Source organism: Kitasatospora sp. NPDC093550 (genome assembly GCF_044764985.1).
Lineage (GTDB): Bacteria > Actinomycetota > Actinomycetes > Streptomycetales > Streptomycetaceae > Kitasatospora.
Map to the genome: position 1 here is coordinate 129,990 of NZ_JBIWJF010000001.1, position 15,667 is coordinate 145,656.

Genomic DNA, 15,667 nt, shown 5'->3' on the forward strand with positions numbered 1-15,667 from the left:
CCGGTCGCCCGCCCGGGAGCGCGCCGGACACGCCTCAGGACTCCAGGTAGCGCAGCACCGCCAGGATCCGGCGGCTGTAGCCGGTGGTCTGGCTCAGCTCCAGCTTGTCGAAGACGGCGTTCAGGTTCTTCTCCACCGAGCTCAGCGAGATGTGCAGCTTCTGCGCGATGGCGGCGTTGGTGTGCCCTTGCGCGAGTGCCTCCAGCACGGTGCGCTCGCGCGGGGTGAGCCGGGCCAGTGGATCGCCGTGCGCGGTGCGGAGGACCAGTCGGCGGACGACCTCCGGGTCGATCGCCGCGCCGCCCGCGTGGATCCGCTCCAGCGCGTCGAGGAACTCCTCGACCTGGGCCACCCGGTCCTTGAGCAGGTAGCCGACCCGCTCGGCGCCGGCCGCGAGCAGTTCGGCCGCGTAGTGGCGTTCGACGTACTGCGAGAGCACCAGCACGCCCACCTCCGGCCGGCGTTGGCGGATCGCCACGGCGGCCCGCAGCCCCTCGTCGGTGTGGGTCGGGGGCATCCGGACGTCGACGACCACGGCGTCCGGCTTCCGTTCCTCGACCTCCTGGAGGAGCGTCGCCGCGTCGCCGAGCGCGGCCAGGACCTCGTGGCCCTCCTCGACGAGCAGCCTGACCAGCCCCTCCCGCAGCAGGGTCGAGTCCTCGGCGAGGATCACGCGCACGGGATCTCCGCGGTGATGGTGGTCGGTCCCCCGACGGGGCTGTCGACGTGCAGGACGCCGTCCAGCGCGGCCACCCGGCTGGACAGCCCGGACAGTCCGCCGCCGGACGGGTCGGCGCCGCCGGTGCCGTCGTCCTCGACCCGGACGGTGAGCAGGGCGCCGTCGAGCGTCACCCGCACCGAGACGGCCGAGGCGGAGGAGTGCTTGGCGGCGTTGGTCACGGCCTCGGAGACGACGAAGTAGGCGGCCGTCTCCACGCTCTCGGGCAGCGGCCCGCGGACCTCGAACCGTGTCCGCAGCGGGATGCCGCACCGCTCGGCCACCCCGCCCAGGGCCTCCTCGAGGCCGAGGCTGTCCAGCGCCGAGGGGTAGACCCGCCAGGCCACCTCGCGCAGTTCGGTCAGCACGCCCCGGGACTCCTCGTGGGCCTGCCGCAGGAGCGCGCCCGCCTGCTCGGGGTCCCGGCCCCGGCGGGCCCGGCCCAGCAGCATGCCCAGGGCCACCAGGCGCTGCTGGACGCCGTCGTGCAGATCGCGTTCGATGCGCCGGCGCTCCGCGTCCACGGCCCGCACCACCGCGGCCCGGCTGGTGGCCAGTTCGTCGATCCTCCGCTGCAGCAGCTCCTGCTCGGAGGGGCCGAAGCACTCGCGGGCGATCCGGGCGTCCAGGGCGGCCAGCGAGCACAGGCCCTGCACGTCGAGGAAGAGCAGGACGCCGCCCAGCAGCGCCTGGGTGAGCAGTTGCTCCCAGCCGAGGGTTCCCCGGACCGCCCCGCCGACCGTCAGTCCTGCCAGCACGGCGCCGAAACCGAGCAGCCCGGTGACGACACCGCAGAGCAGTCCCGTGGAGCAGCGGAGCGCGAGGTAGCGCAGGAGCTTCCGGTCGGACGCCTGGTAGTGCTCGGGGAACCGGTCGCCGAAGAAGGCGGAGCGCCGGGTCCGTTCCAGGGCCGTCAGCCCGCGCGCCCCGGTCATCAGGGCGCCGAGGGCGCGCTGCCGACTGCGCGGCCGCAGCAGGAAGGGGCCGAGGACGGTACCGGCGAGGAGGAGGTACAGCGCACCGAACAGGGCGGTCAGGAAGCCGATCAGACTGCCGGTCAGGCGGCTGATCGGTCTGCCCGCGGCCCGGCGCGGCCAGGGCGTCAGGTGGTGGGCTGGGGGTCCCGCCGGATCTCCGCGCACGAAGCCCGAGCCTAGTGTCGCCGTACCGCCCGGGCAAGATCGCCGGGGCCGCGGCGGTCCCGGCCGCCGCCCTCGGGCAGGGCGGCCCCGGTGGCGAACTGTGCTGCCGCCGGGGCCGGTTGCGTTACGGGAAACCGTAACGGGGACGGCGGTTGACCGCATGGTGGCGGCCCGGTGGGCCCTCCTAGCGTGAACGTCATGATCGCAACCTTGGCCTCCGCGTCGCTCTCGACCGCCGCCTCCACCGCCTCCGCCGCCGCTGCCTCCACCGCCTTCACCGCGGCCGCTGCCTCCGCTTCCGGCGAGCCCGCCGGTGGCATCGCCGGCTGGGCCGTCGACGTCATGGGCACCCTCGGCGCCGCGGGTGCCGGCCTGACCAACCTGGTGGACACCGTTCTGCCGTTCATCCCCAGTGAGATCATCCTCCCGGTCGCCGGATTCGCGGCCGGGCAGGGCGAGCTGAGCCTGCCGGCCGTCATCGTCTGGACCACGATCGGTTCGATCGTCGGCTCCTGGATCGTGTACGCCGCCGGAGCCCTGCTGGGCCGCGACCGGACCCGCGCGCTCGCCGCCCGCGTCCCGCTCGTCAAGGCGCACGAGATCGACCGGGCCGAAGCGTGGTTCGAACGGCACGGCCGCAAGGCGGTGCTGATCGCCCGCATGGTGCCGGTGGTGCGCAGCCTCATCTCCGTACCGGCGGGGATCCAGCGCATGCCCCTGGCGGCCTTCACCGCCATGACCGCCGTCGGCAGCCTGGTGTGGAACACGGTGTTCGTGCTGCTGGGGTACTGGCTGGGCGACAACTGGCACCTGGTGGAGGAGTACGGGGGCTGGGTGTCGAAGGGCGTCGTGGCGGTGGCGCTGCTGGTCGTCGGCCGCTGGTTCCTGGTGCGGCTGCGCCGTCGGCCGGGCGCCCGGCACCGCGGCTGAGGCCCGTGCGGCCCCGCGGACCGGAGGGGCGCGAGCCGACTCACGGTGCGTCAGCCACGGCGGGGCGTACCGGAACTGACACTTGCGCGCCACGCGTGGAGCCCATAGCGTGGCGATACATCGGACCGATACATCGGGCCGATACATTCAACCGACGCACCGCCACATGACCCGCCGATTCGGCGACCGGAGCACTGGCGCAGCGGTTGCGTACGAGTCGGGCGTGGCCGAGCGCGGCGCGCGAACCGGCCCGTACCCGGGCGCAGTGTGATCGAGCCCCCCGTCGGTGACGGCGCGCCGGCGCGGTATCACCTCTGGAGACTGGGATGAACGTGGAGACAACGAAGCACCACATCGAGCCCGCCACCGGCCGGCTGGGCGTTCTGACCGTGGGTCTCGGCGCCGTGGCGTCGACCTTCATCGCCGGCGTCGAGCTGATCCGGCGCGGCCTCGCGGAGCCCGTCGGTTCGCTCACGCAGATGGGGACCATCCGCCTCGGCAAGCGGACCGAGGACCGGTCCCCGCTCGTCCGCGAGTTCGTGCCGCTGGCGGGCGTCGACCAGCTGGTCTTCGGCGCCTGGGACCCGATCTCCGACACCGCCTACGAAGCCGCGCTGAAGTGCGGCGTGCTCGACCGCTACAACCACATCGAGCCGATCGCGGCCCAGCTCAAGGAGATCGAGCCGATGCCGGCCGTCTTCGACCAGCACTACGTGCGGCTGCTCGAGGGCACCAACGTCAAGACCGGGGCGACCAAGCGCGAGCTCGCCGAGGCCGTCCGCCAGGACATCCGCGCCTTCAAGGCCGCGAACGACTGCGACCGGCTGGTGGTGATCTGGTGCGCGTCCACCGAGATCTACATCGAGCCCGGTGCGGCCCACGAGACCGTCGCCGCCCTCGAAGCCGCGATGGACGCGAACGACGAGAGCGTCCCGCCGTCGATGATCTACGCGTACGCGGCGCTCAAGGAGGGCGTGCCCTTCATCAACGGCGCGCCCAACCTCACCACCGACGTCCCGGCGATGACCGAACTCGCCCAGGAGACCGGCGTCCCCGTCGCGGGCAAGGACTTCAAGTCGGGGCAGACCCTGCTGAAGACCGTGCTGGCCCCGATGCTGAAGGCCCGCATGCTGGGGCTGGCCGGCTGGTACTCGACCAACATCCTCGGCAACCGCGACGGCGAGGTGCTGGAGGACCCGGACAGCTTCAAGAGCAAGGAGAAGACCAAGCTGGGCGTGCTGGAGCACATCCTGCAGCCGGGCCTCTACCCCGAGCTCTACGGGGACTTCCACCACAAGGTGCGGATCAACTACTACCCGCCCCGCGGTGACAACAAGGAGGGCTGGGACAACATCGACATCTTCGGCTGGCTCGGCTACCCGATGCAGATCAAGGTCGACTTCCTGTGCCGGGACTCCATCCTGGCCGCCCCCCTGGCCCTCGACCTGGTCCTCTTCATGGACCTGGCCCAGCGCGCGGGCCTCAGCGGCGTCCAGGAGTGGCTGTCCTTCTACTTCAAGAGCCCGCAGCACGCCCCCGCCGTCTACCCCGAGCACGACCTGTTCATCCAGCAGACCAAGCTGAAGAACACCCTCCGCTGGCTGATGGGCGAGGAGCAGATCACCCACCTGGGCATGGAGTACTACCAGGACTGACCCGGCCCGCCCCGCGCCCGCCGCCCCGCGCCCGCCGCCCATCGCCGACGGCCCGCCGCCGACGGCCCGCCGCCCGCCGCCTCCGGGGTGGCGGGCCCCGGCGTGTCCGGCGGGGAAGCCTCTCGGACTTGAGCTGAACACGCCTGATGCGCACCGTTCATGACGTCGCATCAACTGCGGGAACGTCGGGGCGGTGACCCGTGGATGCCGATACCCTCTACTCCTGTCACGGAAGGTCGGCGGCGTGGGCGGGAGAGACGTGGCGAGCGACCTGGCGGCGTTCCGCCGCATGGAACGGTACCTCCGGGGGGCAGCGGCCCAGGCCGACTTCCTGCTCGACCTGTCCAACGTGGTGCGCGCGACCGAACTCGGCGGCGCCGGCGAGCGGTCGCTGGAACGGCTGCGCCTGGTCCTCGCCGCGCTCCGGGAGTGGACCGGGGACCGCGAGGTCACCGTCCACGCGATCGCCGACGACAGCCTGATGCGCCCCGACCGGGACCGCGACTTCCCCGACCCCGCCGAGGGGGCGCTGCTGCGCGCGTGGCGGGACCGCGGACTGATCGCCGCGATCGCCAAGGCCGACCCGGACCTGCTCGACCACGCGAAGGTGCTCGGCACCAGGGTCATCAGCGCCGACCTCTTCCGCGGCCACCGGGGCGAGCACCCGTGGATCCAGGGCGACCGCGAGCACTTCCTGGAGCCGCTGCGCGGCCCGGACGGCTCCGTCCGGCTGGTGCCGCGGGACATGCGGGTGTTCGCCGACCGGGAGGTCTCGCGGGAGCGGGAGCGCGACGGCCTCAAGGCGCGGAACCTGCTGGACTTCCGTGGTCGCCCCCGCTCGGAGGTGCTGGAACGGTCCTGGCGTTGCCCGCGGACGCCCTGCAACCCCAGCCCGGCGCTGCGCTCCGGCAAGGTGGTCTGCCGCGTCCACGGCACCCTGCTGACCGACCTCGGCCCGCGCCGCCCCCGGCTGCAGCTCAAGATCCTGGTCGACGGTGTCTGCCGGGCCTGGGAGAACCTGACCGAGGACGACGGCCGGGAGTTCACCCTCGGGCGGGCCCACCTCGCGCGGATCGAGGAGCGGCACCTCTCCGACGACCGCCGGGGCCGGGTCAGCCGGCAGCACCTGGTCCTGCTCTCCAGCCGGGGCTCCCTCAAGGTCCTGGACACCAGCTCCGCGCACAGCCGGATCCGGACCCTGCGGCCCGGGCAGGAGCCCACGCCGTGGGTGCCGCTGCCACGCCCCGACCAGCCGGCGGGTGGCGCCGGGACGGGAAGCCGGGGGCCGGGCGGTGTGCGGCCGGAGGGCGCGGGGCCGGAGCGCCGGCTCCGGGGGTTCGGTCCCGACGACGAGATCGAGCTCGTCCCGGGGGTGGTCCTGCGGCGCAGCGGCCAGCGCTGGCCGGGGGAGCGGGACGAGGGCGTACGGGCGAAGCCGCCGCGGCGGCCGCGGGGCGGCGACGAGCTGACCAGCCTGGGCTGAGGCCGGGGCGGGAGTCGTCCGGACCGGCGCGGGCGTCACGGTGGTACGGGCGTCGCGGGGCTACGGGCGTCGTGGTGGGTACGGCTGGTGGGTGGGCAGGCCGTCGAACTGCCGTACGGGAGCGCGGGCTGATCCCGCGGCGCGCCGGGGCGGCAGTGGATGGCCGGTGGATCGGTGAGGGAGTCGAGTTGGAGCCACTGCGGGACGACGATCCCGAGATGATCGGTCCGTACCGGCTGTTCGCCCTGCTGGGCCGGGGCGGCTGGGGGAGCGTCTACTTCGCCCGGCGCCCGTTCGGCCGCGGGGTGGCGCTCAAGACGATCCTGCCCGAGCACCTGGCCGCCGACCCGGTGGGCTTCCGCCGCCGGTTCGCGCACGAGGTCGAGATGGTCAGCGCGGTCGACAGCCCCTACACCGCCCAGGTGGTGGACGCCGACACCCAGGCCGCCAGGCCCTGGATCGCCGCCCGCTACATCCGCGGCGTCGACCTGGCGGAGGCGCTCGACCACTGCGGGACGCCGTTGCCCCAGCGGACCTGGCGAGTGCTGGCGACCGGTCTGGCCGACGCGCTGCGCAGCATCCACGCGGCGGAGCTGGTGCACCGCGACCTCAAGCTGGCGAACATCCTGCTGGCCGGCGACGGCCCGTACGTCATCGACTTCGGGATCGCCCGGAACCTCGCCCCCGACGGCATCACGCTGACCGGCTCCGGCGTCGCGCCCCGCACCGCCACCTTCTCCTCGCCCGAGCAGCTCCGGGACGATCCGGCCGGGCCGGCCAGCGACGTCTTCGCGCTCGGCGTGGTGCTGGCCTACGCGGGACTGAACCGGCATCCGTTCGGGCCCGGCTCGGTGGCCCAGATCCAGTCGGGCATCCTGGACGGACGCCACCGGCTGGGCGGGCTGTCGGCCGTCATGAAGCGGATCGTCCTGCCCTGCCTGGACCCCGTGCCGGAGAACCGGCCCACGCCCGTGGAACTCGCCGGGATGCTGCCGCCGAGCGTCTCCCCGAAGGAGGAGGAGTGGCTGCCGCCGGGCCTGCGGAGCGTGATCGCCGGACTGTCGGACCTCGCCGTGGACCTCGAAGAGCCGATGCGGGAGCGGCGCCCCGGCCCGCCGCCGTCGGACCGCCCCGAGCCCGGACGCGCCGCCGCCCTCGTGACCACCGCGCCGCCCAGACGGCCGGCCGAGGGGGGCGACCTCCCGCCCGCGGTACCCGCGCGGTCGGTCCACGAGGCGACGACCCAGCCGCCGCCGAAGGGCCGTCCGGTCGCGCAGGACTCGCCGCAGGCCGGGCAGCAGGCGCCGCCCCCGTCGGCGTCCGTGCCCGTGCCCGTGCCAGCGGCCGCACCAGCGCCCGTGCCCGCGTCCGCGTCCGCACCGAAGGCCGGGGCCGCGTCCGCACCGAAGGCCGGGGCCGCCAAGGCGGCCAAGGGCCTGCCCGGTGCCCGGTACCGGGCCGCCGCGGAGGCCGGGGACCCCGCTGCCATGCGCGAGGTGGCCGTCGCGTACCGGGCCGTCCAGGACTGGCCGCAAGCGCTGTCCTGGTCGCTCCGAGCGGCGGAAGCGGGCAATCCGACCGGCGCGCTGGAGGCGGCGCTGCTGATCGAGCGGCGCTTCCCCGAGGCGTCGGAGCGCCTTCCCGCCCTCTACCGCCAGGCGGCCGGAGCCGGGGAGATCTACGCGATGATGCGCCTGGGCGCGCTGCTGGAGGGGAGCCCGGGCGGCCTGGCCGAGGCCCTCGACTGGTACGAGCAGGCCGCCGCGCGTCACCACCAGAAGGCGCCCGAGGCAGTGGCGCGCGTGCGCGCCGAGCTGGACCGGCTCCGCAAGCCGGAGCCCGCGCCCGAGCCGACCCCCGAGCCGGCGTCCGAGCCCGGGCCCGAGCCCGAGGACGAGGACGCGGCGCTGATCCGCAGGCACGAGGGCGCCGCCCGTGAAGGCGACGTCAAGTCCATGCTCGCGCTGGCGAGTTGGCACATGGGGGAGAAGCGCGCACAGGAGGGCCTCGCCTGGTACCGGCGTGCCGCGGAGGCCGGGCACGTCCACGCCATGGTGGTGACGGCCCAGTGGCTGGCCAAGGAACCCGGGAAGCAGGCGGAGGCCGTTGGGTGGTTCCGCCGGGCTGCGGCCGCCGGAAGCGCCGACGGGATGTTCGGGCTCGGGCGTTCGCTCAAGCACCAGGGCAACGTTCCGGTGGCGTTGCTCCACTTCCGCCAGGCCGCCGCCCAGGGACACCTGTTCGCGATGACGGAGGCGGCGGAGATCCTGGAAGGCATGGGCCAGCGTCAGGAGGCGCTGGAGTGGTACCAACGGGCCGCGGAGAAGCGGCACCCCAAGGCCGCTGCAGAGGCGGACCGCCTCCGCGCGGAGCTGTCGGCGGTGGACGCCGCCGCACCGCCGCCCGTGTCGGTCAAGCAGGCCGCGAAGGGGGCAGCCGTCAAGCCTGAGCCGGTCAAGCAGACCGCGAAGGCGGCCGCGGGGCGGGCGGTGCCGACGCCGACCGAGCCGGACGCGGGGGTGCGGATCACCCCCGCGACCTTGCGGGCCGCGGCGGCGGCGCACGAGCGGGCCGGCCGTCCGTCCGACGCCCTGCAGTCCCTGCTCCGGGCCGAACGGCTCGGCGACCTCACCGTCAAACGGGACATCGCCCGGCTCTACCTCGTCCTGCGCGACCAGCACAAGCGTCCCGTCGACCGCAAGCCGTTCCAGAAGCAGGCCGTGCGGAAGTACGCCGAGCTGGCCGAGGCCGGGGACGTCGAGGCGATGTTCACCCTGGTGGGGCTGGACACCGCGAACTCCCTCGCCTGGCGGCTGCGGGCCGCCGAGGCGGGCAGCACCCGGGCGATGCGGGACGTCGCGCGGGTCCAGTTGAAGGCGGGGACGGAGGAGCACGTCGAGGCCGCGCTGTCGTGGCTGACACGGGCCGCCGAGGCCGGCGACACCGAGGCGATGCTGGAGGGGGCCCGGCTGTTCGAGCGGCGCGGAGCGTACGGGGACGCCGTCGCCTGGTACCGCTGGGCGGCGGAGAACGGCGTGGAGAGCGGCGGAAAGGCGGCCGCGCGGGTGACGGCCGAGCACCCGGTGGCGGTCGCGGGATACCGGGTGACGACGCGGCTGGAGCGCCTGCGCAGCTGGGGACGCGCCATCTTCGAGTGACGGAGCCGGTCCGCCGCCCCGCGGCCACGCACCGGAGGGGACGAGCCGGGGAAGCCGGGCGGGCGAGGCTGCGCGCGGGAGGCCGTGCGCGCGAGGCCTGCGCGCTCTTATGACAACGGCATTGACGTGTGGCGGGGGCGCCGGTTTCATGGCTCGCACTTCCCGCCCGTGCCCGGCACTTCGGCGCGGGCGTTCCCCCACATGTGCACCCCCACGACCAAGGCGGTGATCCGTTGGCATCGACGGTGAAGGACACGGGCAGCGGTCCGAGAGCGAACGCGAGCGGGACCGGCGGCGGCATGCGGAAGTCGATCGGGCTGCTGGACGGCGTGGCGATCGCGGCATCGAGCACGGCCGCCACCAGCAGCATCGGGATCGGCCTGGGCCTGATGGCCGGGGTGGTCGGGCTGCACCTGCCGGCGATCATGCTGCTGGCGTTCCTGCCGGTGCTCGCGATCGCGGGCGGCTACGGGCGGCTGAACGCCGTGGAGCCGGACGCCGGCAGCAGTTACCGGTGGGTCGGGCGCACGCTCAGCCCGTGGCTGGGCTTCCTCACCGGGTGGGTGAACACGGTCGGCACGGTGGTGTTCATGGCGTACACCACGACCGTCACCGGCTCGTCGATCGTCCAGCTGCTCGACGAGGCGCACGTGCGCAGCGTGGCCGGACTGCGGCTGGACGCCGACGCGACGGTCCAGTGCACCCTGATCGGCCTGGTGGTCCTGGTCGGCGCCGCGCTGGTCGCGGTGCGCGGGCTGGACCTGGCGGCCCGGCTGCAGAAGGCGCTGCTGGTGTTCGAGTACGTGGTGCTGCTGGGCTTCTGCGGGTACGGGCTGTTCGCCGGCGACCAGCCGTTCTCGCTCCAGTGGTTCAACCCCTTCGACATCCCCTCCTTCGACGCCCTCGCGCAGGGCATGGTGCTGGCGGTGTTCTGCTACTGGGGCTTCGAATCGGTGTTCAGCGTCGGCGAGGAGGTGCGCGACCCGCGCGACGCCTCCCGGGGCGGCGTGATCGCCCTGGTGGTGATGCTGCTGCTGTTCCTGCTCGCCGGCACCGCCTTCCAACGGGTGCTGCCGATCGACGAGTTGGCCGACAACGGCGCGCACGGGCTGACCTACTTCGGCACCAGGCTCGCCCACCAGCCGCTCGCCGCACTGCCGTTGATCGCGCTGATGTTCTCCGCGGTGGCCTCGCTGCAGTCCTCGGTGATCCCGACCGCCCGCGGGACGTACGCGATGGGACGCGACCGGGTGCTCGGCCCGGTCTGGACCCGGCTGCACCCCCGGCACGCCACACCCGCCGTCGGCACCCTGCTGATCACCGGCATCGCCGTCGCGCTGGCGCTGGCCTCGATCGCCATCCCGACCGTCAACGACCTGATCTCGGCCGCGGTCAACGCGATCGGCATCATCGTCGCGCTCTACTACGCCCTGACCGCGATCGCCGCCGCCGTACGGTTCCGCGGGCTGCTGCGCACCGACCTGGCGCAGGGGCTGCGCGCCGTGGTCGGGCCGCTGCTGGGCGCGGCGGCACTGCTCGCCGTCGGCGGCTACCTGGTCTGGGACTTCTACGACTCCGCCGACCACTTCGAACTCTCCGCCGACAACGGGTGGTTCGAGCTGACCGTGGTGACGCTGATGATCGTCACCGGGCTGCCGTCGGCGGCCTGGGCCCGCTGGCGGCGGCGCGCGCCGTACTTCCTGGGAGAGGAGGGCCGCGACGTGGACGACTGAGGAGAGGGATCAACGTCCTTGCCGTGCCTAGCGGTTCACCAGAACAGAACGGAGCACCACCCATGACCGAGGCCGATCTGGTCTTCACCCGCGGACCCGTCCACACCGGCGACGCCGCCCGCACCCGGGCGAGCAGCCTGGCGGTCGTCGGCGAGCGCATCGCCGCCGTCGGACACGACGAGGTACGGGAGTTGATCGGGCCGGGGACGGAGGTCGTGGACCTCACCGGCAAGCTGCTGCTGCCCGGGTTCCAGGACGCGCACATCCACGCGGTTTTCGGCGGAACGGAGTTGGCGGTCTGCGACCTCACCGGGACGGTCGGCGTCGCCGACTACCTGGAGCGGATCCGGGCGTACGCGGAGGCGAACCCCGGGCAGGAGTGGATCACCGGCAGCGGATGGTCGATGGAGAGCTTCGACGGCGGCCTGCCCACCCGGCAGCTGCTCGACTCCGTCGTCCCCGACCGCCCGGTCTACCTGACCAACCGGGACCACCACGGCGCCTGGGCCAACACCCGGGCGCTGGCACTCGCCGGCCTCACCCGGGACACCCCCGACCCGGCCGACGGGCGGATCGAGCGCGAGGCCGACGGCACCCCGAGCGGCACGCTCCAGGAGGGCGCCACCGCACTCGTCGCGCGCCTCCTGCCGCCCTCCACCGCCGCCGACCGGCTGGACGGGCTGCTGCGCGCCCAGCGGCTGCTGCACTCGCTCGGCATCACCGGCTGGCAGGACGCGCTGCTCGGCGAGTTCAACGGCCAGCCGGACCCGTCCGACGCCTACCTGGCCGCGGCGCGCTCCGGCGCGCTGACCGCCCGGGTGACCGGCGCGCTCTGGTGGCAGCGCGACCGGGGCGCCGAGCAGATCCCCGAACTGGTCCGGCGGCGCGAGGAGTTGAGCCACGGGCGGTTCCGGGCCGGCTCGGTGAAGATCATGCAGGACGGCATCGCCGAGAACTTCACCGCCGCGATGACCAGCCCCTACCTGGACGGCTGCGGCTGCGCCACCGCCAACTCCGGCCTCAGCTTCGTCGATCCGACGGCGTTGCGCGGCTACGTCACCGAACTGGACGCGCTCGGCTTCCAGGTGCACTTCCACGCGCTCGGCGACCGGGCCGTCCGCGAGGCGCTGGACGCCGTCGAGGCCGCCCGCGCCGCCAACGGACGGCGCGGCGCCCGGCACCACCTGGCCCACCTCCAGGTGGTCCACCCGGACGACCTGGCCCGCTTCGCGCGGCTCGGCGCGATCGCCAACATCCAGCCGCTCTGGGCCGCCCACGAACCGCAGATGGACGAGCTCACCATCCCCTTCCTCGGCCCCGAACGCGCCGCCTGGCAGTACCCGTTCGGCGCCCTGCAGCGGGCGGGCGCCACCCTGGCGGCGGGCAGTGACTGGCCGGTCAGCAGCCCCGACCCGCTGGCGGGCCTGCACGTGGCGGTCAACCGGATGGAGCCGGAGGCCACCGACGGGCGGGTCTTCCTGCCCGAGCAGCGGCTCGACCTGGGCTCCGCGATCGCCGCGTACACGGCCGGGTCGGCGCACGTGAACGGGCACGACGACGCGGGAGTGCTGGCGGTGGGTCACCTCGCCGACCTGGTCGTGCTCGACCGGGACATCCTCACCGGGCCGCCGGAGGGGATCGCCCTGGCCCGGGTGCTGCGGACGTACGTGGGCGGGGAGTTGGTGCACGCGGCGGACTGATCCGGGGGGCGGGGGCGGGCGAGGGCGGGGGCGAGCGCCGGCCGGGACGGCTCGGTTCACGCCGCCCCCGTGCCCGCTCCCGGTCCCGCTCCCGCCGCCGTCCCCGTCCGCAGGCGGGGGCGGTTCAGTCCTCGCGGCTCCCGTTCCCGCTCCCGTTCCCGCCGTCCCCGCCCACCGCCCGCAAGCGGGCCTCCGCCGCGTCGAGGAGGAGGTCCAGGGCGTACGGGTAGCCGCTGCGGCGCATGTCGGCGGTGAGGAGGTCGGCGGTGGCGGCGATGTGCGGGTGGGTGGCGGCGTCGAGGCGGGCGTAGGAGGCCTGCCAGACCGCCCGGTCGGCGGACGCCGCGGGGCCCGGGAGGGCGAGGGCGGCGGCGTCCAGGGCGGCGAAGCCGAGGCTCTGGTCGACGAAGGCGTGGTAGATGCGGACGGCCTCCGGGTCCGGGAAGCCGGCCGTACGCAGGATGCCGAGGATCGCCTCGACGGCGGCGGTCTCGTGGGTGCGCCCGGTGGTGCGGTGGGCGGCGAGCAGGGCGGCCTGCGGGTGGGCCTGGTAGGCGGCGTGGATGCGCAGCCCGATCTCCCGCAGGTCGGCCCGCCAGTCGCCGGTGCACCGCCGGCCCTGCTGGGCGCGGCCGATGAGCTCATCGGCGATCGCGAGCAGCAGGTCGTCGGTGCTGTGGAAGTAGCGGTAGACCGCGCTCGGGTCGGCGCCGAGCGCGGCCCCGAGCCGCCGTACGGTGAGCGCCTCGGCGCCGTGCTGCCCGATCAGCCGCAGGGCGGTGTCGACGATCAGCTCGGCGGAGAGGACCACGCCCTGCTTGGTCGGGCGCCGCCGCCTCCGCTGCGGCTCGGGCACTACGCGGTCGGTCATGCCCGCCAGGCTAGGACAACGGGGTTGACGTGGAGAAGGGGTCGCGTCGGGGAGTGTTCGGACCACCCGGCGCGGCCGGCGGTGCCGGTCCGCCGCCCCCGTCGCTCGTGACCCCTGACCGAACAGGACGGTTCCGCCGGGGGTGCAGGGATCCCGTGAGCGCTTCGCGCGGTTCGGGCGGCTTGTGCGACCGCCCGTGCAGGCCGGTGTTCGGGGCCGGGAGGGGGGCGCAGCTGCCGGTATGCCGTCCGGCGATCTTCGGACTGTATGACGGGGTATCGGGGGACCGCGATCACCGTCGACCGGCTGGGCGTCCTGCCGCGCGCCCTGGTCTTCCTCGGCGAGGTGGTCCGCTCCGGCGGTACCCGCTACGCGGCCGCGCTGCCCGAACCGCTGCCGGGCCCGGCCGCCGCGGTGGCGCGCGGCTGGCTGGAGTCGGCGGCGACGGTGGTCGGCGACGCGACCGGGGACCGGTACGTCAAGAACTTCGGCCTCACGGACCTGGTCGGAGCCACCGGCTCGGCGGGCTCCGGCGGCCGCTACTACTTCGTCCTCCGCGCCGGCCCCACCCCGGGCCGCGCCGCCATCACCCTGCACAACCCCCACCACTCCGCCTCCGGGTCGGGCGGCACCGACCAGGACGAGCGCCACTTCACCGTCGACGTGCGCTGAGCGGGGGCCGGGGCCCCGTCCGGCGCGGAGTCGGCCCGGGCCCGGGGCGGATGCGCGGTGGGCCGGGCGGGGTCGGGCCCCAGGGGGCGGGGGCGGCGCGCTGAGGGTCGGGTGGGGCCCGGTGGGGCCCGGTGGGGCCGGGTGGGTGAGGCGGGTTTGGGCGGGGGGCTGCCACGGAACGACTTCCCGCCGTAGCGGCAGCGGCACCGGCTTGTGCCCGAACCGAGGGGTGGCATGGCGACCGAAGGTTCCCCGGAGGCTCCCCGACAGGCGCGGGCGCTGGTCCTCGCGCGCAATCCGAAGCTGTGGCTGTTCCCGAGCGTGCTGTGCGGTCTGCTGGCCGTGGTGCTCTCACTGCTCTACATGGGCGGCATCGTCAACCCGAACGGGCACCTGCACCGGCTGCCCATCGCGTTGGTGAACGCGGATCAGGGCGCGCCGCCGCCCGGGCAGCCGGCGAACCTCGGCACGCAGCTGACCGGCGCGATCGTGGCCGGCACGCCCGACAGCACCGTGGACTGGCGGCAGGTGGACGAGGCCGGGCTGCGCGAACAGCTCGCCTCCGGCAAGGTCTACGGGGCGCTGCTCGTCCCCAAGGACTTCACCGCCTCCGTCACCGCGCTGGCCACCGGCGGGGCCACCGAACGGCCGACCGTGACCGTGCTGACCAACCCCGGCCTGGGCAGCCTCGGCTCCTCGCTGGCCGCGCAGATCTCCCAGAACGCCGTTCGCCAGGCCTCCCAGGCGGCCGGCCGGCAGCTGCTGGCCGCCGTCCCGGCCGGGACCACCCCCGGCCCGGACACCGGCGCCACCGCACGGCTGCTGCTCGCCGACCCGATCGCCGTCCTCACCCAGGTCGGCCACCCGATCGGCAGCCACAGCGGCCTGGGCCTGAGCGCCTTCTACTTCAGCCTGCTGGCCGTCCTGACCGGCTTCATCGGCGGAAACATCATCCACAACGGCGTCGACGGCGCGCTCGGCTACAGCGACAGCGAGATCGGCCCCTGGCACACCCGCCGCCCGACCGTCCCGATCAACCGCACCCAGACCCTCCTGCTGAAGATGATCATGACGGCCGGGATCATGCTGCTCACCACCTCCCTGGTGATGCTCGGCACGGTCGGCATCCTCGGCATGGACGCCCCGCACCAGGCGATGCTCTGGCTCTTCACCTACTGCGCCAGCCTCGCCGTCGGCCTCGGGGTGCAGGCGATCAACGCCGCCTTCGGCGGGATCGGGCAGCTGGTGTCGATGTTCGTCTTCATCGCGCTCGCGCTGCCCTCCTCCGGCGCGACCGTCCCCCTGCAGGCGGTGCCCGGCTTCTACCGCTTCCTGAGCGTCTTCGAGCCGATGCGCCAGCTCAGCGACGGCATCCGGGCGATCCTCTACTTCGACGCCCGGGGCGATGCCGGGCTGGCCCGCGGCTGGGTCATGATCGCGATCGGTGCGACGCTGGCCCTGGCGTTCGGCTTCGCGATGACCCGCTACTACGACCGCAAGGGTCTGCACCGCTGGACACCCCAGCCGACGGACTGAGCATGAGAGTTGCTCATGGCATGAGGTCTCCTCGTGCCATGAGGCTTCTTCATGGCATGAGGGCTCTTC

The 15,667-nt window shown here is 74.1% G+C and carries 11 protein-coding genes; 8 read left to right on the forward strand and 3 right to left on the reverse strand.

Translation table 11 applies throughout. The annotated features are described in order from the left end of the window. Positions 1-34 precede the first annotated feature (34 nt). Both ACIRD3_RS00550 and ACIRD3_RS00555 read right to left on the reverse strand, forming a co-directional pair. Entirely contained in the window at positions 35-679 is a 645-nt protein-coding gene (locus tag ACIRD3_RS00550; protein WP_402209371.1) for a response regulator, read from the reverse strand. Continuing rightward, a complete protein-coding gene (locus ACIRD3_RS00555; protein WP_402209373.1) occupies positions 670-1,860 on the reverse strand; it encodes a sensor histidine kinase in 1,191 nt (396 codons plus the stop codon). The genes ACIRD3_RS00550 and ACIRD3_RS00555 overlap by 10 nt, the downstream gene beginning before the upstream one ends. Before the next feature lie 198 nt (positions 1,861-2,058). Between ACIRD3_RS00555 and ACIRD3_RS00560 the strand changes: the two genes are divergently transcribed. The 6 genes from ACIRD3_RS00560 (at position 2,059) to ACIRD3_RS00585 (ending at position 12,519) form a co-directional block, all read left to right on the forward strand. Then, a complete protein-coding gene (locus ACIRD3_RS00560) occupies positions 2,059-2,790 on the forward strand; it encodes a DedA family protein (RefSeq protein ID WP_402209374.1) in 732 nt (243 codons plus the stop codon). 326 nt (positions 2,791-3,116) lie between these two features. After that, positions 3,117-4,445 (forward strand): inositol-3-phosphate synthase, encoded by a 1,329-nt coding sequence (locus ACIRD3_RS00565; protein ID WP_402209377.1) that lies wholly within the window; start codon positions 3,117-3,119, stop codon positions 4,443-4,445. Positions 4,446-4,704: 259 nt separating this feature from the next. Further along, positions 4,705-5,928: an FHA domain-containing protein gene (locus tag ACIRD3_RS00570; protein ID WP_402209379.1), complete on the forward strand. Its 1,224-nt coding sequence runs from the start codon at positions 4,705-4,707 to the stop codon at positions 5,926-5,928. 188 nt (positions 5,929-6,116) lie between these two features. Continuing rightward, positions 6,117-9,086: a protein kinase gene (locus ACIRD3_RS00575; protein ID WP_402209382.1), complete on the forward strand. Its 2,970-nt coding sequence runs from the start codon at positions 6,117-6,119 to the stop codon at positions 9,084-9,086. A 299-nt stretch (positions 9,087-9,385) separates the two neighbouring features. Then, positions 9,386-10,819, forward strand: a complete 1,434-nt coding sequence (locus tag ACIRD3_RS00580) for an APC family permease (RefSeq protein ID WP_402209384.1) — start codon at positions 9,386-9,388, stop codon at positions 10,817-10,819. Between the two features lie 62 nt (positions 10,820-10,881). Beyond that, a complete protein-coding gene (locus tag ACIRD3_RS00585) occupies positions 10,882-12,519 on the forward strand; it encodes an amidohydrolase (protein WP_402209386.1) in 1,638 nt (545 codons plus the stop codon). A gap of 124 nt (positions 12,520-12,643) precedes the next feature. On the opposite strand, the gene ACIRD3_RS00590 is transcribed toward ACIRD3_RS00585, so the two are convergent. After that, on the reverse strand, positions 12,644-13,390 hold the full coding sequence (locus ACIRD3_RS00590) for a TetR/AcrR family transcriptional regulator (RefSeq protein WP_402209389.1): 747 nt from the start codon (positions 13,388-13,390) through the stop codon (positions 12,644-12,646). 267 nt (positions 13,391-13,657) lie between these two features. Here ACIRD3_RS00590 and ACIRD3_RS00595 point away from each other — a divergent pair, with 267 nt between their 5' ends. Next, positions 13,658-14,062, forward strand: coding sequence for a hypothetical protein (locus ACIRD3_RS00595; RefSeq protein WP_402209391.1), 405 nt, complete (start codon positions 13,658-13,660; stop codon positions 14,060-14,062). A gap of 234 nt (positions 14,063-14,296) precedes the next feature. Next, a complete protein-coding gene (locus ACIRD3_RS00600; RefSeq protein ID WP_402209393.1) occupies positions 14,297-15,598 on the forward strand; it encodes a YhgE/Pip domain-containing protein in 1,302 nt (433 codons plus the stop codon). Positions 15,599-15,667 lie beyond the last annotated feature (69 nt).

Bases quoted from the DNA above. Each gene is read 5' to 3' on its own strand.
- ACIRD3_RS00560 (WP_402209374.1), top strand. From the start codon at position 2,059: ATGATCGCAACCTTGGCCTCCGCGTCGCTCTCGACCGCCGCCTCCACC.
- ACIRD3_RS00565 (WP_402209377.1), top strand. From the start codon at position 3,117: ATGAACGTGGAGACAACGAAGCACCACATCGAGCCCGCCACCGGCCGG.
- ACIRD3_RS00580 (WP_402209384.1), top strand. From the start codon at position 9,386: ATGCGGAAGTCGATCGGGCTGCTGGACGGCGTGGCGATCGCGGCATCG.
- ACIRD3_RS00585 (WP_402209386.1), top strand. From the start codon at position 10,882: ATGACCGAGGCCGATCTGGTCTTCACCCGCGGACCCGTCCACACCGGC.
- ACIRD3_RS00590 (WP_402209389.1), bottom strand. From the start codon at position 13,390: ATGACCGACCGCGTAGTGCCCGAGCCGCAGCGGAGGCGGCGGCGCCCG.
- ACIRD3_RS00595 (WP_402209391.1), top strand. From the start codon at position 13,658: ATGACGGGGTATCGGGGGACCGCGATCACCGTCGACCGGCTGGGCGTC.
- ACIRD3_RS00600 (WP_402209393.1), top strand. From the start codon at position 14,297: ATGGCGACCGAAGGTTCCCCGGAGGCTCCCCGACAGGCGCGGGCGCTG.